The sequence below is a fragment of the Aestuariirhabdus haliotis genome, from assembly GCF_023509475.1.
Lineage (GTDB): Bacteria > Pseudomonadota > Gammaproteobacteria > Pseudomonadales > Aestuariirhabdaceae > Aestuariirhabdus > Aestuariirhabdus haliotis.
On record NZ_JAKSDZ010000038.1, the window covers coordinates 1 to 20112 of the forward strand.

Annotated in this window: 17 protein-coding genes; 11 read left to right on the top strand and 6 right to left on the bottom strand. The window is 52.4% G+C overall.

The annotated features are described in order from the left end of the window. Positions 1-342: 342 nt before the first annotated feature. The 5 genes from MIB40_RS15675 to MIB40_RS15695 form a co-directional block, all read right to left on the bottom strand. Entirely contained in the window at positions 343-1290 is a 948-nt protein-coding gene (locus MIB40_RS15675; protein ID WP_249696196.1) for a GGDEF domain-containing protein, read from the bottom strand. 238 nt (positions 1291-1528) lie between these two features. After that, positions 1529-2269 (bottom strand): YciK family oxidoreductase, encoded by a 741-nt coding sequence (locus tag MIB40_RS15680; protein ID WP_249696201.1) that lies wholly within the window; start codon positions 2267-2269, stop codon positions 1529-1531. Between the two features lie 60 nt (positions 2270-2329). Continuing rightward, positions 2330-3040: an HAD family hydrolase gene (locus tag MIB40_RS15685; RefSeq protein ID WP_249696205.1), complete on the bottom strand. Its 711-nt coding sequence runs from the start codon at positions 3038-3040 to the stop codon at positions 2330-2332. Then, positions 3033-3767 carry a bifunctional 2-polyprenyl-6-hydroxyphenol methylase/3-demethylubiquinol 3-O-methyltransferase UbiG gene (ubiG, locus tag MIB40_RS15690; RefSeq protein WP_249696209.1) on the bottom strand — a complete coding sequence of 245 codons (735 nt, stop codon included), beginning with the start codon at positions 3765-3767 and terminating at the stop codon, positions 3033-3035. The genes MIB40_RS15685 and ubiG overlap by 8 nt, the downstream gene beginning before the upstream one ends. A gap of 14 nt (positions 3768-3781) precedes the next feature. Continuing rightward, positions 3782-5113: a TRZ/ATZ family hydrolase gene (locus MIB40_RS15695; RefSeq protein ID WP_249696211.1), complete on the bottom strand. Its 1332-nt coding sequence runs from the start codon at positions 5111-5113 to the stop codon at positions 3782-3784. Between the two features lie 176 nt (positions 5114-5289). On the opposite strand from MIB40_RS15695, the gene mtnA reads away from it, so the two are divergent. The 11 genes from mtnA to pyrF all read left to right on the top strand — a co-directional run bounded on the left by mtnA (position 5290) and on the right by pyrF (position 19133). Continuing rightward, complete coding sequence (gene mtnA / locus MIB40_RS15700) at positions 5290-6360, top strand: S-methyl-5-thioribose-1-phosphate isomerase (RefSeq protein WP_249696214.1); 1071 nt, start codon at positions 5290-5292, stop codon at positions 6358-6360. Positions 6361-6562: 202 nt separating this feature from the next. Beyond that, entirely contained in the window at positions 6563-9133 is a 2571-nt protein-coding gene (gene gyrA, locus MIB40_RS15705; RefSeq protein ID WP_249696215.1) for a DNA gyrase subunit A, read from the top strand. A gap of 62 nt (positions 9134-9195) precedes the next feature. Continuing rightward, entirely contained in the window at positions 9196-10278 is a 1083-nt protein-coding gene (gene serC, locus MIB40_RS15710) for a 3-phosphoserine/phosphohydroxythreonine transaminase (protein ID WP_249696217.1), read from the top strand. A 4-nt stretch (positions 10279-10282) separates the two neighbouring features. Continuing rightward, a complete protein-coding gene (gene pheA / locus MIB40_RS15715; RefSeq protein ID WP_249696219.1) occupies positions 10283-11374 on the top strand; it encodes a prephenate dehydratase in 1092 nt (363 codons plus the stop codon). 6 nt (positions 11375-11380) lie between these two features. Continuing rightward, the gene (locus MIB40_RS15720; protein ID WP_406566472.1) at positions 11381-13609 is read left to right on the top strand and encodes a bifunctional prephenate dehydrogenase/3-phosphoshikimate 1-carboxyvinyltransferase; all 2229 of its coding nucleotides are present in this window, start codon (positions 11381-11383) and stop codon (positions 13607-13609) included. Between the two features lie 3 nt (positions 13610-13612). Then, a complete protein-coding gene (cmk, locus tag MIB40_RS15725; RefSeq protein ID WP_249696222.1) occupies positions 13613-14308 on the top strand; it encodes a (d)CMP kinase in 696 nt (231 codons plus the stop codon). Positions 14309-14459: 151 nt separating this feature from the next. Next, the gene (gene rpsA, locus MIB40_RS15730; protein WP_249696225.1) at positions 14460-16139 is read left to right on the top strand and encodes a 30S ribosomal protein S1; all 1680 of its coding nucleotides are present in this window, start codon (positions 14460-14462) and stop codon (positions 16137-16139) included. Positions 16140-16440: 301 nt separating this feature from the next. Then, entirely contained in the window at positions 16441-16734 is a 294-nt protein-coding gene (ihfB, locus tag MIB40_RS15735) for an integration host factor subunit beta (RefSeq protein WP_249696227.1), read from the top strand. A gap of 127 nt (positions 16735-16861) precedes the next feature. Next, on the top strand, positions 16862-17179 hold the full coding sequence (locus tag MIB40_RS15740) for a LapA family protein (RefSeq protein ID WP_249696229.1): 318 nt from the start codon (positions 16862-16864) through the stop codon (positions 17177-17179). After that, positions 17179-18360 (top strand): lipopolysaccharide assembly protein LapB, encoded by a 1182-nt coding sequence (gene lapB, locus MIB40_RS15745; protein ID WP_249696231.1) that lies wholly within the window; start codon positions 17179-17181, stop codon positions 18358-18360. The genes MIB40_RS15740 and lapB overlap by 1 nt, the downstream gene beginning before the upstream one ends. A gap of 83 nt (positions 18361-18443) precedes the next feature. Continuing rightward, the gene (pyrF, locus tag MIB40_RS15750) at positions 18444-19133 is read left to right on the top strand and encodes an orotidine-5'-phosphate decarboxylase (protein WP_249696234.1); all 690 of its coding nucleotides are present in this window, start codon (positions 18444-18446) and stop codon (positions 19131-19133) included. A 17-nt stretch (positions 19134-19150) separates the two neighbouring features. On the opposite strand, the gene MIB40_RS15755 is transcribed toward pyrF, so the two are convergent. After that, the gene (locus MIB40_RS15755) at positions 19151-20083 is read right to left on the bottom strand and encodes a hypothetical protein (protein WP_249696237.1); all 933 of its coding nucleotides are present in this window, start codon (positions 20081-20083) and stop codon (positions 19151-19153) included. Positions 20084-20112: the final 29 nt, after the last annotated feature.

The following is a 20112-nucleotide window of genomic DNA, read 5'->3' on the forward strand; positions in this document are numbered from 1 at the left end:
GAATCGCGGCACGTCTTTGCAGTAAGGTCTAGACCTTTCAAAAAGGCGTAACAAAGAGTCTGGGTTCGCCTGAAAGCCCCGTAGGGCGGTCCTAACATGGTTTCTCTCGGTGTTGAAGCCCTTGTTCAGGTCTCGACATGAACGGCGAGTATCGCCTTGATAAAAACCATTTTAGGATCCGCAGAGATCTATCCGAATGAATCAGAGGTGCCTTAAGTTAATGAGTGCTTCGCCGTACCCTTATCAGGTGCGGCTTCGATCGGTGTTCTAATCGGTTTGAGGAGTTAACGTCGAGGTGTTGGCCTTCAAATGGTCCAGTTCCGGGCTATCTCGACGTGGTGACTAGGAGGCGGTGCAGAGCGTTGATATCCGGTTTCGGCCTTCTCGTTTGGCTGTGTAGAGAGCTTGGTCCGCGCGCTGCAAGGTATCGTTGATATGTTCGTTGCCATTATAGGTGGCAACGCCAATGCTGGCTGTGACGGCAATTTCTTCCCCTTGAAAGTGACACTGCATGCTTTCAATCTGGCTGCGGATGCGCTCTGCCACCATCGCGGAGTTTTCCAGTCCGGAATCGCCCAGTAAAATCACAAACTCTTCACCGCCGAAGCGAAACAGCATATCAACATCTCGAATCGCCTGGCGAGCGCAATCCACGGCGTGCTTGAGAACGTGGTCACCGGCGTTGTGGCCATAGCTGTCGTTAATAGCCTTAAAGTGATCGAGATCCATAATCAGCAGGGAAAGGGGCTGCTTGCTACGACTGCAAACTTGCAGTTCCCGGCGCAGGGCATTGTCCATGGCGATCCGATTGCCAGCCCCGGTCAGTGGGTCAGTCAGGGATAGCTGGATTGCCTGGCGGTAGCTCAGGGCATTACGTAAGGGGTAGACCAGTTGGCCCAGAGTAGATTCGATGAGCTGTAGCTCATCTTCATTAAAGCGCTGGCGACGGCTAAAGCTGATCTCGCCATTAAAATCTTTTTCGGTTAACAATCGATAGCTGCAGCTATGGGCCGAGCGGCGTCCAAGGGTCAGTTCAATCGCTTCGGTGCCGTGACGGTACTCTATGCCGTCAATGTTGAGAGCAGAATTCAGCTCCTGGAAAAACAGCGACAGTTGTTGCTCCAGGTCCAGAGTGGTTTGCAATCTACGCGACAGACGCTCATTGAGCTGCTCTTGAAGCGATTTGCGGTTTTTCAGCGCCTGATTGGCTAAACCCAGGGTGTGCGGTGCTGTAAAAAGCTTCACATTGTCCTGGCCTAGCTTGCTGCTGCTTCGCGCTGTTGGTCCCATGATTTTGCCTCTGTTTATACTGACATAGCCTTATCGGTTATCAGTTAGCAAGCTAAAATCATGCCATCAATGGGTTTGTTTTTTATAAATGCTTTAAAATCAATTGGTTAGGTTGTTTGTGTCATTTTTTTTGACGCTTTATAATTCCGGGCGGCAGCTTTATGACGCAAGAATCGGCAGGTGTTTCGCCCAAAGTGACAATTTTTTGTCACTTTGGGCGGCAAGGCGTTGCCGGTGGTTATTGGGCGTTCATGGCCTGGCCGTTAACACCAATGCTGTCGTCACCCATCAGGTAAAGGTACAGGGGCAGGATCTCTTCCGGGCTGGGCAGGGTTTCGGGGTTTTCGGCAGGGTAGGCTGTCGCCCGCATGCTGGTGCGAGTAGCTCCGGGGTTGATGCTGTTGATGCGCAATGTAGAGTCCCCTTCGACCTCGTCGGCCCAGACCTGCATCATACCTTCGGTGGCAAATTTGGTAATAGCATAGCCTCCCCAATATGCACGTCCCTTGCGGCCAACACTGGATGAGGTGAATACTAGTGAACCGCTTTTTGACTCGGTTAATAAAGGGATCAGTGCTTTACTCATCAGAAACTGTGACGTCAGGTTGACCTGTACCAGGCGGTTCCACATGGTGCTGTCGTACTGCTCGAGAGGTCCGAGTTGTCCTAATGCGCTGGCATTGTGGAGCAGGCCGTCCAGGCGACCGAATTCCTGATCAATTTGAGATGCGAGGTCGGCGTAATCTTTCTCGGTGGCGGTTTCAAGGTTCAATGGACACTCGACCGGTGTCGGGTACCCGGCGGCCTCAATTTCGTCATAGACGGCTTCCAGCTTCTTGGCTGTTTTGCCGACCAGGATCACCGTGGCACCGTGCTGGGCAAAGCTGATTGCCGCGGCCTTGCCAATTCCGGCTCCTGCGCCTGTGACCAGAATAATTTTGTCCTTCAGCAGGTTGTCTTTAGCTTGATAATCGAACATGAGTAGCCCTTGCGGCGAAAATAACTGGTTATTGGCTCGGTATTATATCGATTTGCGGCATTAGGTACGAGAATAGGGTCTGGTGGGGGATGGGGCTTGCCAATCAAGCCGTTCAAGCCAGGGCAGTATTTCGTTAGCGTGATGAACCTGGTGGGTAGCCTGCCACTGTTGCCAGTCGATGTCGTCGTCGAGGTAGCCATAAAGTGCTGCGATGGTTGGCATGCCGGCGTTATGGCCAGCCTGGATGTCTCGCTCGTGGTCGCCAATGTAGATGGTTGAGGCGGGTGTGCAGGATGCCTGCTTGCAGGCGAGGAGCATAGGCTCGGGATGGGGCTTTGTATGGCTGACTTGATCGGGGCAGACAACGGTGGCGCAACGAGACAGATAACCTAGCTTTTCCAGCAGCGGGTTGGTGTAGCGGCTGGGTTTATTGGTTACTACTCCCCAGCTTATGCTCCTGAATTCCAGTTCGGATAAAAGGTTGTCGATGCCTGCGAAGGCGCGGGTTTGTTGCCCAAGCTGTGCTTCATACAGGTCAAGTAATTTTTGGCGAAGGGATTCGAAGCCGGGTTCACCTTCCTGGATGTCAAACCCTAATGTGATCAGGGCCCGGGCTCCGTTCGATACCGTGGCCCGGATAGCTGCGTCGGCTAGGGTTGGGCGTTGTTCGTCCGCTAGCAGCTGGTTGAGTACTGTGACAAAGTCGGGGGCGGTATCCAGTAGGGTGCCGTCGAGGTCAAACAGCACGCAATCCAGAGAGGTGTTAGTCATCCTGCTTGGACCTTTGGCTGTGAACCAGGTAGTTGACGTCGACATTGTCTCCGAGTCTGTAAATTCTGGTGAGGGGGTTGTAGCTCATGCCGGTTATTTCCCGGGTTTGCAGCCCGGCTTCTCGAATCCAGTTGCCCAGTTCTGAGGGTCGAATGAATTTATCGAAGTCGTGGGTTCCCTTGGGCAGCAGTTTTAATAAATATTCGGCCCCAATAATGGCAAACAGATAGGCCTTGGGGTTGCGGTTGATGGTGGAGAAAAACACCTGTCCGCCCGGTTTGACCAGTTCGTGGCAGGCTCGAATAACCGAGGCGGGATCGGGAACGTGCTCCAGCATTTCGAGACAGGTAACGACGTCGAAGCTGGAGGGCTGGAGGGCGGCCATCTCTTCTACCGTGCATTGCTGATAGTCAACCTTGACGCCGCTTTCCAGGCTGTGGAGGCGGGCCACAGCCAAAGGAGCTTCGCCCATGTCTATGCCTGTAACGTCTGCTCCGCGTTGCGCCATAGACTCGGACAGGATTCCGCCGCCGCAGCCCACATCAATGACTCGTTTGCCCGCCAATTGGCAGCGTTCGTCAATAAAGTTCAAGCGCAAAGGATTGATTTGATGCAGCGGTTTGAACTCGCTGTCCGGGTCCCACCAGCGACTCGCTAATGCTTCAAATTTGGCGATCTCGGCCCGGTCAACGTTGCGGGTATTGGTCGGTTGCTGTGTGTCGGTCATAAGGTAAGTGTGTCTTATTGGCTGTCTTTGATCAGCTCGGCCCAGTTGCGGGCGCGGCTGATGATGCGGGTTGAATCCAGGGTCAGTGTTTTGCGGTCTTCGAGCAAAAGCTCGCCGTTCACCCAAACGTGGCTTACCTGGCTGGGGTCGGTGGCGTACACCAGTTGTGATAGTGGGTTATAGAGTGGCTGACTTTCGATCGCTGACAGATTGATGGCGGCAATGTCGGCGGCTTTGCCGATTTCCAGGCTGCCGGTGTATGCGTCGATACCCAGGGCTTTGGCGCCATTGATCGTGGCCATCTCTAGTGCGCTGTGGGCATCAATGGCGCTGGCATCGTTGCTGATCGCTTTTGCCAGCAGGGCGGCGTTGCGCATCTCGCCCAGCATATCGAGCCGGTTGTTGCTGGCGGCGCCGTCGGTGCCTAGCGCGACGTTGACTCCGGCGCCATGCAGTCTACCCACGGGGCAAAAGCCGCTGGCTAATTTCAGGTTGGAATTGGGGCAGTGCACTACATGGGCGTTGTTTTGGCGCATCAGCTGAATGTCGCGGTCGTCCAGTTGCGTCATATGGACGCATTGCAGTCGAGGTCCCAATAGTCCGAGGTCGTGCAGGCGCTGGATGGGGCGCCGGCGATCAGCCAGAAAAGCATCTCGCAGTTCCTGGGCGGTCTCGTGCAGGTGGATCTGTACCGGGCAGTCGAGCTCTTCCGAAAGGGTGACGATCCGCTGCAGGGGAGCATCGGAAACCGTGTAGGGGGCGTGAGGGCCAAAGGCGATATTGATCAGCTGCTGGCTGCCAAAGTCGTCGATCAGCTCGAGCCCTTTATGGATGTAATCGTCCGCGTCTCGGGCCCAGGCGGTCGGGAAGTCCAGAACCGGGAAGCTGATCTGGCAGCGCATGCGTGCATCGTGAGCGGCTCGGGCGGCAACATCGGGAAAGAAGTACATGTCGCTGAAGGTGGTAGTGCCGCAGCGTAGCATTTCAAGCATGGCAAGTTGGGTGCCATCCTGTACGAATTCTTCGTTCACCCATTGCGCTTCGGCAGGCCAGATATGGTCCTGTAGCCAGGTCATCAGCGGCAGGTCGTCGGCAAGTCCGCGGAACAATGTCATGGCGGCATGCCCGTGCGCGTTAATCAGCCCGGGAATCAGCAGGTGGTCTTGCAGGCTATAACGTTTATCGCTGTGATAATGCTTGTCCACCTCGGCGGTAGGGAGCAGGGCGATAAGATGTCCATGCTGGATCACCAGGCTGTGATTGCTCAGTATCTCCTTGCTGGCATTGACGGGGATTATCCAGCCAGCATCAATGATGTTGTCGGCATGGGTTGTAGTCTGTGTCATTGATTATTCATCCTGCTCGGCGAGTTGCGAGTATACCCGACATTTTGTCAGTTGAGAGCATTTCTTGTATCGTGGTTTGCGCTTCAGGATGGCGATGTCGGCAGAGGTTTGATTTCTATATTAGCTCTGTGTTGCGGATATCCAGAGCGCCAGTTATCAGCAGATAAGGAATGGTTTTGACGGGACAAAAACAGCGTTGCGATGCAGTTGTTTGGGAGGCGGAGGTGCTGTGTCTGTTGGATCAGCGTTTGCTGCCTGGTGAGGAGCGTTATTTGCACTATCGCCAGGCTTCGGGTGTTGCCAAAGCCATTAAAGATATGGTGGTCCGGGGCGCTCCCGCAATTGGTATTGCCGCAGCCTACGCTGTGGTGCTTTCGCTCAGGGAGCATGTTGATGATTCCCAATGGCAAGAACGGGTAGCGACCGATATTTCAGGTTTGCGGCAGAGCCGGCCAACGGCGGTAAACTTGAAGTGGGCGCTGGATAGAATGCAGGATTTGATCGCCTCCAGCGGTAGTGCAGTCGAGGCTTGCGTTCTTGTTGAGCGTGAGGCGATTGCCATTCATGAGGTCGATCGGCGGAATAACCAGCATATGGGCGTTCTGGGGGTGGCGACAATCAGGCGCTTAAGTGGTGAGGGTCCGCATCGTTTTATGACGCATTGCAATGCGGGGGCTTTGGCCACTGGCGGCTATGGGACGGCGCTTGGGGTGATTCGCAGTGCCTGGCAGGAAGGGGTGCTCGAATTGGTCCATATGGATGAGACGCGGCCCTGGTTGCAAGGTTCCCGCTTGACTGCCTGGGAGCTTTTGCGAGAAGGCATTCCGTCGGTGTTGAATGCCGATGGTGCTTCAGCCCATATTATCCGTCAGCAGAAAATTGCCTGGATTGTGGTCGGGGCGGATCGTATTGCGGCTAATGGTGATGTTGCCAATAAAATAGGGACCTATGGTCTGGCTATTCTTGCTCACCACCATGGTGCGAAGGTGATGGTGGTTGCCCCAACGTCCACGGTAGATATGAGCCTGGCCAGTGGTGAGCAGATCCCGATCGAAGAGCGCGCAGCCGATGAGTTGTTGAGCTATGGGGGGGAGCTTCTGGGGGTAGAGGGTTGCCCGGTGGCTAATCCGGTGTTTGACGTCACGCCGGCAGATTTGGTCGATGTTCTGGTGACTGAAAAGGGGGTGGTTGAGCACCCCGACAGCGCCAAAATGCACTCTTTGATGCAATCCGGGTCTGTCACTTAATTGCTGGTGGATTTGTGAACAGAAGCTGGTTGTAAATCATACGGTTATAGGTCTGGCACATATACAGTCATAGGTGCTTCGGGTATAATCTCGCGTCTTTGATTATCGCTATTCGGGGGCCGTTTGGTGGGCAGTGCGAGTGAGTCGTGCTGAGTCGCTATTCGGGTGCAGCCCCTGCACAGATAAAGGAATCTGATCCGTAATGGGTGAAATCGCCAAAGAAATTCAGCCGGTCAATATTGAAGAAGAGCTGAAGCAGTCATACCTCGACTATGCCATGAGCGTTATTGTTGGGCGGGCCTTGCCCGATGTTCGGGACGGCTTGAAGCCAGTGCACCGTCGAGTGCTCTTCGCCATGAGCGAGTTGAATAACGACTGGAATAAGCCCTATAAGAAGTCTGCCCGTGTGGTCGGTGATGTCATTGGTAAATATCACCCTCATGGTGACTCGGCGGTATACGACACCATTGTGCGCATGGCCCAGCCTTTTTCCATGCGTTATACCCTGGTCGATGGTCAGGGTAACTTTGGTTCGGTTGATGGCGATTCTGCAGCGGCCATGCGATACACCGAAATTCGTATGGAAAAAATCTCCCACGATATTCTGGCCGATCTCGATAAAGAAACCGTCGACTTTGTCCCCAACTACGATGGTACCGAGCAAATTCCGGCCGTTATGCCGACCCGTATCCCTAACCTGTTGGTCAATGGCTCATCGGGTATCGCCGTGGGTATGGCAACCAATATTCCTCCTCATAACCTCAGTGAAGTGGTCAAGGGCTGTCTGGCCCTGATTGATGATCCTGACATCGATATCGATGGTTTGATGGAATACATACCCGGCCCTGATTTCCCTACGGGTGCCATTATTAACGGTAAGGCCGGAATTCTGCAGGCCTATCGCACCGGTCGTGGCCGTATCTATATTCGCGCCCGTGCCGAAGTCGAAATTGATGAAAAGCGTAACAAGCACACCATTATTATCCATGAGTTGCCTTACCAGCTGAACAAGGCTCGCCTGATTGAGAAGATCGCCGAGCTGGTCAAAGAGAAGAAGATCGAGGGTATCTCCGAGCTGCGCGACGAGTCCGATAAGGATGGTATGCGCGTGGTGATCGAGCTGCGACGTGGTGAAGTGGGCGAAGTTGTACTCAATAATCTCTATGCCCAAACCCAATTGGAAACCGTGTTCGGTATTAATGTCGTGGCCCTGGTGGATGGACAGCCGCGCATTCTTAATCTGAAAGAAATGTTAGAAGCCTTTGTGCGTCATCGTCGTGAGGTGGTGACTCGCCGTACGGTGTATGAGCTGCGAAAAGCTCGTGAGCGTGGGCATCTTCTGGAAGGGTTGGCCGTTGCCCTGTCTAATATCGATCCTGTGATCAAAATGATCAAGGAATCCCCGACGCCACAAGAGGCCAAAGAGCGTTTGATGGCAACCGCATGGGACGGTGGCTATGTGTTGTCTATGCTGGAAAAAGCCGGTGCCGATGCTTGTAAGCCTGATGATCTGCCCGAACAGTATGGCCTCAAAGAGGGCGGTAAGTATCATCTGTCTCCAGCGCAGGCTCAGGCTATCCTAGAAATGCGCTTGCACCGCCTGACCGGCCTGGAACATGAAAAACTGATCGCCGAGTATAAGGATCTGCTGGAAAAAATTGCCGAGTTGATGCTGATTCTTTCCAGTCCCGAGCGTTTGCTTGAGGTGATTCGTGAAGAGCTGGAAGCGGTACTGGAGCAATATGGTGATGAGCGTATGACCGAGATCATAAGCTCGCGTCGCGACCTCACCGTTGAAGATCTGATTACCGAAGAAGATATGGTTGTGACGATCTCTCATGGTGGCTACGCCAAGACAACACCGCTCGATACCTATCAGGCGCAGAAGCGAGGCGGGCGCGGCAAGTCAGCGAGCGCGGTTAAAGATGAGGATTTTATCGAGCATATGCTGGTGGCTAACACCCATACGCAGATCCTCTGTTTCTCCAGTCGCGGCAAGGTGTATTGGCTCAAGGTTTATGAAATTCCTCAGGCGGGCCGTACCTCACGGGGACGTCCGCTGGTCAACCTGTTGCCGCTTGAGGCGGATGAACGCATTACGGCAATTCTGCCCGTCGAAGAGTATACCGAAGGCCATTATGTCTTTATGGCAACCACTAACGGTACGGTTAAGAAAACGCCGCTGGAGCAGTTTGCCAAGCGTCGCAGCAGCGGTTTGATCGCGCTGGCGCTGGATGAGGGTGATACCCTGATGGGCGCCGCCATTACCGATGGCGAGCGTGATGTCATGCTGTTCAGTAACTCCGGTAAAGCGATTCGTTTCAATGAGAAAGACGTACGTACCATGGGTCGAACGGCACGCGGAGTGAGAGGTATTCGCCTGGCGGACGGCTTCAAAACCATTTCCCTGATTATCCCGGAAGAGGATAGCCAGATTCTGACAGCCAGCTTGAATGGTTATGGCAAGCGAAGTCTGGCCAGTGAGTTCCCGCTACGCGGACGTGGCGGTCAGGGTGTGATCGGAATGCAAACGACTGAGCGTAATGGTGAGATGGTTGGCGCGGTTAAGGTCGTTGATGGCGAAGAGATTATGTTGATCACCGATCAGGGTACGCTGGTGCGAACCCGGGTTGATGAGGTGTCTGTCCAGAGTCGAAATACTCAGGGCGTGACCTTGATCAAGCTGTCTGGAGGTGAGCATCTGGTTGGTATTGAGCGTGTTGATGAGCCTCAGGACGAAGAATACGAAGACGAGGATGATACCGAGGAATAGTGGTGTCGAGAGGGCGATCAGCAATGATCGCCCTCTTGTCCATTAAGCTGGCGACATAAGACATGAGTCGACTTTATAACTTCTGTGCTGGTCCGGCTGCGCTGCCTACCGAGGTTCTGGAAAGAGCCCAGCGAGAGATGCTGGACTGGGGAGGTTTGGGCCTTTCGGTGATGGAGATGAGTCACCGCAGTGACGAATTTCAGTCTATCGCTAAAGCGGCTGAAGCTGACCTTCGCGAACTGCTTCAGGTGCCTGATGACTACCGGGTCTTATTTATTCAAGGCGGGGCTACTGCGCAGTTCTCTGCTGTGCCCTTGAATCTGATGGAGCTTGGCGGAGAGGCGGATTATCTGGATACCGGGCTTTGGTCGGGTAAAGCGATTGATGAGGCGCGCCGTTTCGGCAAAGTTAATGTGGTCGCCAGCGGTAAATCCCTGGCCTACAGTTCCATTGCGAGTCAGGATAATTGGCAGATAAGCGAGCGGGCATCGTATTTCCATTACACGCCCAATGAAACTATTGGTGGTCTGGAATTATTTGATATTCCTTCCTGTTCGCAGGCGCCTCTGATTGCGGACATGTCTTCCACCATTCTGTCGCGCCCTGTTGATGTGTCCCGCTTCGGTTTGATTTATGCGGGGGCGCAGAAAAATATCGGCCCGGCCGGATTAACTTTGGTTATTGTGCGGGAAGATCTTTTGGGTAAGGCTCAGGCCGGTGTTCCAAGAACCATGAATTATCAGCTGATTGCTGATCATGAATCCATGTTGAATACCCCACCGACTTATAGCTGGTATTTGGCTGGTTTGGTGTTTCAATGGCTAAAGCATCAAGGTGGCTTAGGGGTGATGGCGGAGCGCAATCAGCGAAAAGCTGAAAAACTCTATGCCGCCATTGATCGTTGTGGGCTGTATGGCAGTTGCGTTGATTTGAGCTATCGATCTTCGATGAATGTGCCTTTTACCTTGAAAAATAAGGCGCTGGATGATCCTTTTTTGAGTGGTGCCAGGGAGCGAGGTTTGCTCAATTTGAAGGGGCATCGTTCTGTGGGTGGAATGCGCGCGAGCATCTATAATGCCGTGTCTGAGGCGGCTGTTGATGCTTTGGTGAGCTATATGAATGAATTTGACAAACAGTATGGATAAGCGGATGTCTGAAGAGAAACAGTTACAAATGTTGCGGGATAAAATCGACGCGATTGATTCTGATATTCAGCAGCTGATTAATCAGCGAGCCTCCTGTGCCCAGGAAGTCGCAACCGTGAAACAGGATGGTGGAGAGACTGATGCGTTGTTTTATCGCCCTGAGCGTGAAGCTCAGGTGCTTCGGCGCGTTATGGAGCGAAATGCCGGACCTCTGAATGATGAAGAAATGGCGAGGCTGTTTCGTGAAATTATGTCGGCTTGCCTCGCATTGGAACAGCCGGTCAAGGTAGCTTTCCTTGGACCTGAGGGTACTTTCACACAGGCAGCAGCGTTGAAGCATTTCGGTCATTCGGCGGTAGCGGTTCCCATGTCGTCCATTGATGAGGTGTTCAGGGAGGTCGAGGCGGGCGCGGTAAATTATGGCGTGGTTCCCGTTGAAAACTCTACCGAGGGTGTGATCAACCATACCCTGGATAATTTTATGGATTCGAGCCTCAAGATATGTGGTGAGGTTGAGCTCCGTATTCATCACCATTTTATGGTTGCCGAAACCACCCGTAAGGACAAGATTTCGCGAATTTATTCCCATGCGCAATCGTTGGCCCAATGCCGTAAATGGCTAGACTCCCATTATCCTGGGGTGGAGCGTGTTGCGGTAAATAGCAATGCGGAAGCGGCCCGTCGTATTAAAGGTGAGTGGCACTCGGCGGCCATTGCCGGTGATATGGCGGCTGAGTTGTATGGCTTGGAAAAAATTGCTGAGAAAATCGAGGATCAGCCCGATAATTCAACGCGTTTCCTGATCATAGGCACCCAGGAAGTACCTGAAAGTGGTGATGATAAAACCTCAATTATGGTCGCGATGCGCAATCAACCGGGTGCTTTGCACGACTTGTTGGAGCCTTTCCGTACCGAGGAGGTTGATCTGACCCGAGTTGAAACACGACCTTCCAATACTGGGGCCTGGAACTATGTGTTCTTTATCGATTTTATGGGGCATGTCGACGAGCCTCGTATTGCTCAGGTTATGCGACAGGTAGGTGTAACGGCATCCGATTTGAAAGTGTTGGGTTCGTATCCTCAGGCAGCGCTTTAATTGATGATGAAGGTTTCTTCTTCACAACCCCGTTTTGGCGCTCTGCTGGTTATCGGGCTTGGATTGATTGGCGGCTCTTTTGCTGCGGCCATAAAAAAGTCGGGAGTCTGTCGACAGGTGTTGGCTTGCGACAGTGATATCCAATCCCTTCGGATTGCCAAGGCGCAGGGCATTATCGACGATTATGCCGAGCGGTTCGAGGAGGGGGTCGTCCAGGCCGATATTATTATGTTGGCGGTGCCCATTCTGAGTATGGATGAGGTGCTGCTGGAGCTGGCCAGGTATGACCTGACTGGGAAAATCATTACCGATGCAGGGAGTTCGAAGCGTTCCTTGCTGGCAGCTGCAGAGACGGCCTTTGGTGAAATCCCCCCCAATCTGGTACCGGGACATCCAATTGCAGGTTCGGAGAAGAGTGGAGTCCTGGCGGCTCATGCGGAACTGTTTTGTGATCATAAGGTGTTGGTAACGCCTCACGCTATGATCGACCGTCAGGCCTTATCGGTAGTGAAAGAATTATGGCTTTCGACGGGGGCCGAGGTGCTCGAAATGGATGTTCAGCGCCATGATGAGGTGCTGGCGGCTACCAGTCATTTGCCTCACTTGCTGGCGTTTTCCCTGGTCGATACTTTGGCAACAGAACGAGACAATCAGGACATCTTCCGGTACGCTGCCGGCGGTTTTCGCGACTTTACTCGCATAGCAGCGAGTGACCCTACCATGTGGCACGACATCTTTATTGCCAACAAAGATGCTGTTTTACGTGCCCTGAAAGACTTTACCCTGGACCTTGATAAGCTTCGTTTGGCGATCGAGTCAGAGGATGGTCAATACATGCTGGGTGTGTTTACCCGGGCTAAAGTCGCGCGGGATCACTTTACAAAAATGCAATCACGAAAGGCTTATATGGATTCCATGACCCAACAAGATATCAGTTTTATCGCTCGACCCGGCGGTTCAGTGCGCGGGGAAATTCGCGTGCCAGGGGATAAGTCGATCTCCCACCGCTCCATCATGCTTGGCTCCCTCGCCGAAGGCGTTACCGAGGTAGAAGGTTTTCTGGAAGGGGAGGACAGTCTCGCTACCTTACAGGCGTTTCGCGATATGGGGGTTGTTATTGAGGGACCACACCAGGGTAAGGTTACTATTTATGGCGTTGGGATGAAGGGCCTTAAGCCTGCGCCCGGGCCTCTTTATCTGGGCAACTCTGGAACCGCAATGCGCCTGTTCTGCGGGCTTTTGTCAGGGCAATCATTTGATGTGACCCTAACCGGTGATGAATCCCTTTCATCCCGCCCTATGGGGCGAGTTGCTAACCCTTTGGCAGAAATGGGCGCTGTGATTGAGGCCCAGGCTGAGGGGCGACCTCCTCTTAATATAGAAGGGAATAAGCAGCTTCGAGGTATCGATTATGTCATGCCAATGGCGAGTGCTCAGGTTAAGTCATGCCTTCTGTTGGCCGGCATGTACGCCGAAGGCGAGACCCGGGTTACTGAGCCTGCGCCGACACGAGATCATACCGAGCGAATGCTGGGCGGTTTTGGTTATCCGGTAACGGTAGAGGGTAATCGTGTCACTTTGACAGGCGGCGGTTCGCTCAAGGGTTGCCGAATCGAAGTACCTAGTGATATCTCCTCGGCGGCATTTTTTATGGTAGCTGCTTCGATTGCCCCGGAATCAGAGTTGGTGATTGCTCACGTCGGTATCAATCCAACCCGTATTGGAGTGATCAATATCTTGCGTCAAATGGGTGCCGATTTGACCCTGGAGAATCAGCGTGAAGTGGGTGGCGAACCGGTGGCAGATATTCGAGTCCGCTCATCACAACTCAAGGGTATAGAAATCCCCGAAGATCAGGTGCCCTTGGCCATTGATGAGTTCCCGGTACTTTTTGTCGCTGCGGCTTGCGCCCAAGGAAAAACAGTTCTAAAGGGTGCAGAAGAGCTACGAGTGAAAGAAAGTGACCGCATCCAGGTGATGGCTGATGGTCTTGAGGTGTTGGGTGTTAGTTTGAAAACCCGTCCAGATGGCATCGAAATTGAGGGCGGCAAACCTTTCGGTGGCGGTGAAGTAGAAAGCCATGGTGATCATCGGATTGCGATGGCTTTCGCCGTTGCTGCACTGCGTGCCAAGGGTGAAATTCGTATTCGAGACTGTGCGAATGTGGCCACCTCTTTCCCTAACTTTGTGGAGCTGGCCCAGTCGGTTGGCTTTCAATTGCAGACGCGAGAGTAAGCAATGAGTGATCAATCAATAACTCGTATGCCGGTCATTACCATTGATGGCCCTGGCGGTTCAGGCAAGGGCACTATCAGCGGATTATTGGCGCGCAAGCTGGGCTGGAACCTGCTTGATAGTGGTGCGCTTTATCGGCTGGTTGCGCTGTCGGCGCAAAATCACGAGGTGGCGCTGGACGATGAAGACTCATTGCGAGTAATGGCCGAGCATCTCGATGTTCAATTTGTTACTGCCGATGATGATGCCCTGCAAGTTATTCTTGAGGGTGAACAGGTCGGCAAAGCCATGCGCACGGAAGACTGTGGGGTGGCGGCTTCGCGTGTTGCTGCGCTGCCCGATGTGCGAACTGCATTGCTCAAGCGTCAACGAGCTTTTGCCGAATCCCCGGGTTTGGTGGCTGATGGGCGTGATATGGGGACTGTGGTTTTCCCTCAGGCCCCCTTAAAAGTATTCCTTACGGCCAGCGCCGAGGTGCGCGCCGATCGGCGTCAACGCCAGTTGCAAGAGAAGGGTATTGATGTTAGCATTCAGCGCCTTTTGGCTGATATCCAGGAGCGGGACGAGCGCGATATGAATCGGGCTGTTGCGCCATTGAAGCCTGCAGATGATGCGGTTCAGTTGGATAGCACCAAATTGACCATAGATGAAGTACTCGAACGAGTGTTAGAAGAAGTCGCCAAGCGCGGTTTGATCTGACGCTCGTCACAGGGGGTGCAAAGCCGTAGCGCCAGAGACGCGGCATTGCGCCCTTTTGCCATTTGACCCCGCACGCTGGCAGTGTGGTGGAGGCTGATCAGAATTTTTCTAGTTCTGCTAAGCCGTAGACATTGATATAACAGGAATCAAAATGAGCGAAAGCTTTGCAGACCTTTTTGAAGAGAGCCTAAAAGGCCTCGATATGAAGCCAGGTGCCATCATCAGTGGCCTGGTAGTAGACATCGATAGCGACTGGGTAACCGTTCACGCGGGCCTGAAGTCTGAAGGTGTTATTCCCCGCGAGCAGTTCCTGAACGAAAGCGGCGAACTGACCATCGCGGTTGGTGATGAGGTACAGGTAGCGCTGGACGCAGTTGAAGATGGTTTCGGTGAAACCAAGCTGTCCCGCGAGAAGGCCAAGCGCGCTGAAGCGTGGAAGGTTCTTGAAGCTGCTTGCGAAGCCGAAGAGATTGTTAAGGGTGTTATCAACGGTAAGGTCAAAGGTGGCTTTACGGTTGATGTTAACTCTATCCGTGCCTTCCTGCCGGGCTCCCTGGTTGACGTGCGTCCTGTGCGTGATACCACTCACCTGGAAGGTAAAGAGCTTGAATTTAAAGTTATCAAGCTGGATCAAAAGCGTAATAACGTGGTTGTTTCTCGTCGTAGCGTTCTTGAGACCGAGAACAGCGCTGAGCGTGATGCCCTCCTTGAATCCTTGCAAGAGGGTCAGGAAATCAAGGGTATCGTCAAGAACCTTACCGATTACGGTGCGTTCGTTGACCTCGGTGGCGTTGACGGCCTGCTGCACATTACCGATATGGCCTGGAAGCGCATCAAGCATCCAAGCGAAATCGTCAATGTGGGCGATGAAATCGACGTTAAGGTGTTGAAGTTTGATCGCGAGCGTAACCGTGTTTCTCTTGGCCTGAAGCAGTTGGGTGAGGATCCATGGGTAGCCGTTAAGAACCGTTTCCCAGAAGGTGCTCGCACCACTGGTCGCGTAACCAACCTGACCGATTACGGCTGCTTCGTTGAGCTGGAAGAAGGTGTTGAAGGTCTGGTACACGTATCTGAAATGGATTGGACCAACAAGAACGTTCATCCTTCCAAGATTGTACAGGTGGGTGACGAAGTTGAGGTTCAGGTTCTGGATATCGACGAAGAGCGTCGTCGTATCTCTCTGGGTATCAAGCAGTGTAAAGCTAACCCATGGGAAGAGTTCTCCAGCAACTTTAATAAAGGCGATCGCATCAGCGGCAGCATCAAGTCCATCACAGACTTCGGTATCTTTATCGGTCTGGACGGTGCTATCGATGGTCTGGTTCACCTGTCCGATATCTCCTGGAACGAAGTGGGCGAAGAAGCCGTACGCAACTACAAGAAGGGCGAAGAGCTGGAGACTGTTATCCTGTCTATCGACCCTGAGCGTGAGCGTATCTCTCTGGGCATCAAGCAGTTGGAAGACGATCCATTCTCCAACTACGCTGCCGCCAATGAGAAAGGCACTATCGTTAACGGTGTAGTGAAAGAAGTTAATGCCAAGGCGGCGACTATCACTCTGGCCGAAGACGTTGAAGGTACATTGCGCGCTTCTGAAATCAGCCGTGACCGCGTCGAAGATGCGACCAACGTGTTGAAAGAAGGCGATGCGGTTGAAGCCAAGATTGTTAGTGTTGATCGCAAGAACCGTGTGATCAGCCTTTCTATCAAAGCGAAGGACCAAGCCGACGAGAAAGCAGCAATGAAAGAGCTGCGCTCTCAGGAAGTGACTTCTTCCGGACCAACCACCATCGGTGACCTGATCAAGGCGCAGATGGGCAACAAGGAGTAAATCTCTCCCTGTTGTGAAAAAGGCACCTTAGGGTGCCTTTTTTGTTGCTGGAAACTGAACCTTGCTTTGTCTCATGGCAGGGTTTTCTGTGCAGGGCACTTATGCTGTCGAAGAGGGCTGGCCAGGGATTGAAATAGCGGTCACTTGCCAATACTTGCTACAAAACAGGGCATAAAATCCCATCCGTGAGTCATTCTCACTCAAGTATTTGTAATATATTCTTAATAATCAAACAGTTACTTGATTTATTTATAGCGATTAGCTATTTTTAACGGATCCGTGATGAGGGGCAGGGATAAACATGACCAAATCGGAACTGATCGAACGTATTGCAGAGAAGCAGGGACAGCTATCCGTTAAGGATGTCGAGCTGGCGATCAAGACCGTTCTCGAGCAGATGTCCCAAACCCTGGCGGTCGGTGAACGTATCGAAATTCGAGGCTTTGGCAGTTTCTCGCTGCACTACAGAGCGCCTCGTGTAGGACGTAACCCTAAAACCGGTAACTCGGTTCTTCTGGAAGGGAAATTTGTTCCGCATTTCAAGCCTGGCAAAGAGCTCCGTGAGCGGGTTAATCTGAGCTTGCAAGAGCAATAATTTTAACCGTTGCTATACGATGATCGATTTGTTTTGATCTTGCCAGCACCTATAATCCCGCTATGGTTTCAGGGTGCTAGTTAACGGTTCTGTAGACTCGGATAAAAAATTCTGATTCGGGGGATGCATGCACAAATTGATGACATGGCTTAAATGGATACTCTTTGTAGCAATTCTTCTTTTTATGCTGGTTTTGGCGGTCGAATTTGTCGCTTCTAACACGGAACTCATCTCTGTCAGCTATCTAGGTTATCAGGCTCCACAATGGAGTTTGGCCTGGTATCTTCTGGTGTCATTTATTGTTGGTGGTGTCCTGGGCGTCAGTTCCGCTGCGCTCGTGGTCTCTCGCCTCTGGATGAAAAATAAAAGCTTACACCGTAAACTCGTACGACGTGATGCTGAATTGAAAAGCTTGCATGAGAGTGTCATCAAGGGAACAGACTGATGCCGGAGTGGGGATTGCTGCTACTGTTAGTCGCAGCGATAGCAATCGGTTACGTGCTAGGACGCATTGACCGGGCTAAAGTTCGCCGTAAAAAATCTGAGAACCTTTCTCAGGAATATTTTGTCGGCCTGAATTACCTTCTGAACGATCAACCCGATGAAGCAATAGAGACCTTTATCGGTGCTCTCGATGTTACCAGCGAGAGTGCGGAAAGCTTTGAAACCCGCATTACAGTTGGCCGGCTATATGGACGACGGGGAGAAGTGGATCGCGCAATTCAGGTGCATCAGGGATTATTGGCCAAGCCCAGTCTGAGTTACAAGCAATCCTTAAGGGTGCAGTTAGAGTTGGCTCGCGATTATCTGTTTGCAGGATTGCTGGATCGTGCAGAAGCATTGTTGCGTGATATTTCCAGAGCTGAGAATGAGATCAAGTTCGACGCCTTGCGCTTGTTGCTAGAAGTTTATCAACAGGAGAAGGAGTGGCAGCGCGCCATCGATATAGCCCAGCAGTTGCTCAGTCGGGACGACAACTACTACCGAAATCTTGTGTCCCATTTTTACTGCGAATTGGCACAGCAGGCGTTAGACCGCAAAGAATTTCATGAAGCCAGGGAAAAACTTCGCCAGGCTCTTTCCATCGATTCTGACTCTGTTCGTGCCAGCCTGTTAATGGGTTCGATGGAGTATGAGCAGGCAAATTATAGAGCAGCCAATAAGTCGCTCCAGCGGGTTAGCCAACAGGATCCGGACTTTGTTTCAGAGACCATTCCGCTGCTGGTGATGGTGGATCAGAAGCTGGGGCGTTTTCAGTCCATATCGGGTTACTTGACCCGCTGCCTGAAGGAACACCCTTCAACAGCGGTGATGATGGCGATGGCGGAGTCCATTCGACGTGATAGTGGAGATGAACGAGCTAGCCGTTTTATCGTCAATCAGCTTGTTCGTCGCCCTTCGCTGAAAGGCCTGCACGGCTTGATCGAGCTGCACATGGAACAGCTGGAAGGCAGCAGCCGTGAGAACCTGACCTTGCTGTCAAATCTGGTGTCGCGTGTCATTGATACCAAGCCGGTCTACCGCTGTGGTAGCTGTGGCTTTGGTGGCAAAGAGTTGTATTGGCAGTGTCCCAGCTGTAAGGAGTGGGGTAGCGTGAAACCTATTCGAGGTATTGAGGGTCAGTAACACTGGCTTTACAATAGCGACCTGTTTTAGCCCTCATACCTGTGATTATTGTCAGGTTGCCAACCTTTCTAGCGGATAATGATATGTCTCCGATTCTCGTGGCCCTCGATTACTCCAGCAGTGAGCCAGCCTTGGCTTTAGCTGATAAGCTCGATCCCCAACAATGCCGTTTAAAGGTCGGCAAAGAGTTATTTACCAGTTCGGGGCCGGCGGTTGTCGAGGCGCTGCACCAGCGAGGTTTTGAGGTATTCCTGGATCTTAAATTCCACGATATTCCTAACACCGCCTCAAAAGCGGTAAAAGCGGCTGCTGAACTGGGTGTCTGGATGGTCAATGTCCATGCCAGTGGTGGGCGTCGGATGATGGAGGCGTGTCGAGATGTATTGGCGCAGCGCACCGGCTCTAACCCTTTGCTCATTGCGGTAACGGTCTTGACCAGTATGGAACAGGAAGATTTGGCGGATATTGGGTTGGATCGAAATCCATTGGAGCAGGTGAGCCGGCTTGCTCGCCTGACCAAAGACAGTGGTCTCGATGGCGTGGTTTGCTCAGCGCAAGAAGTGAGTATGCTGCGCGAGCAATTGGGTAAAGATTTTTCTTTGATCACTCCAGGTATACGTCCGGCGAACACAGAGCGAGGTGACCAGCGACGTATTCTGACGCCGAATGAGGCGCTTGCGTTAGGTAGTAGTTATTTGGTTATTGGGCGACCAATTACCCAAGCTGTTGATCCGGCCGAGGCATTAGGGTCGATTATTTCATCTCTCGATTGAGTGCTGATACGGCCATCCTACCCGTCACAGGGTTTGCGGGCTTCGGCTGGTATTAGAGCTTTTCGCAGTGCCATAGGTGCTGCGAATGAGGATCCGATAAGTGGTTTCCAGTAATGATGAACCAGCGATGCTGGATGTTTACCTCGGCCACTGAGTTGCTTCAACGTTATATCACTGCATCGGTCGCCGTTGATGTCGTACCCCACGGCCTTTCCTGTATGATCGTCGATTCGGGTGATGACATAGGCCGCATTTTCAAAAGTATCCACGAACGGGTTATTTGCAACAAAGTGCTGTAGTTCCCGTTCACTGGCTCCTACCGTTGTGACTCCCGTGGCAAATGAAAAAGTGTTTACCATGCCGGGGCCTCCGTTGCCCGCAATTGTAAAAACCTTTACACCCCGTCGACCCAGGGATTCGAGTTGTCGAATAATCCGGTAGGTGTTCTTCCAGCTGGTATGCTCAATTCCCCATTGACGTACGGTCTGAATATATCGTTCCGCATTTGCCGGTTTAAGTGGGTTCTCGAAAGCACTAACCAGGGTTGAAGATTCCCAGGATAGTAAGAGAGCGTCGATCGGTCGTTTATCCAGCTGAGCCAGCAAATTGTGCAAGTTTCGCGAAATCTCGGCCATGGGATGCATGTTGCTGGCCATCGGGAAATGGAAAAAGGTGAAGTGTGGATGTGAGGCTATTCGCTGCACCAGATCTCCGTGATAAAGAGGTTCCCGTTCATCGTCATTATCAAGGTCATACAACCCGTATAGCCAATTGCTGGATGAGCGTTCTTGTGGGGAACCAAACCCTAATTGAGGGGGATAGAAGCGGTCAATGATAGCGATTCTATAACCATCAGATGTATCGTTCTCGACGGTTCCAATAGCCCATTCTAGAGGGAGTAAGAAAAGAAAAACTCCCCATATATTTATAATTATTTTTTGACACCACATAGGTTTTCTCCCTATGGGGCAGCGCGAAA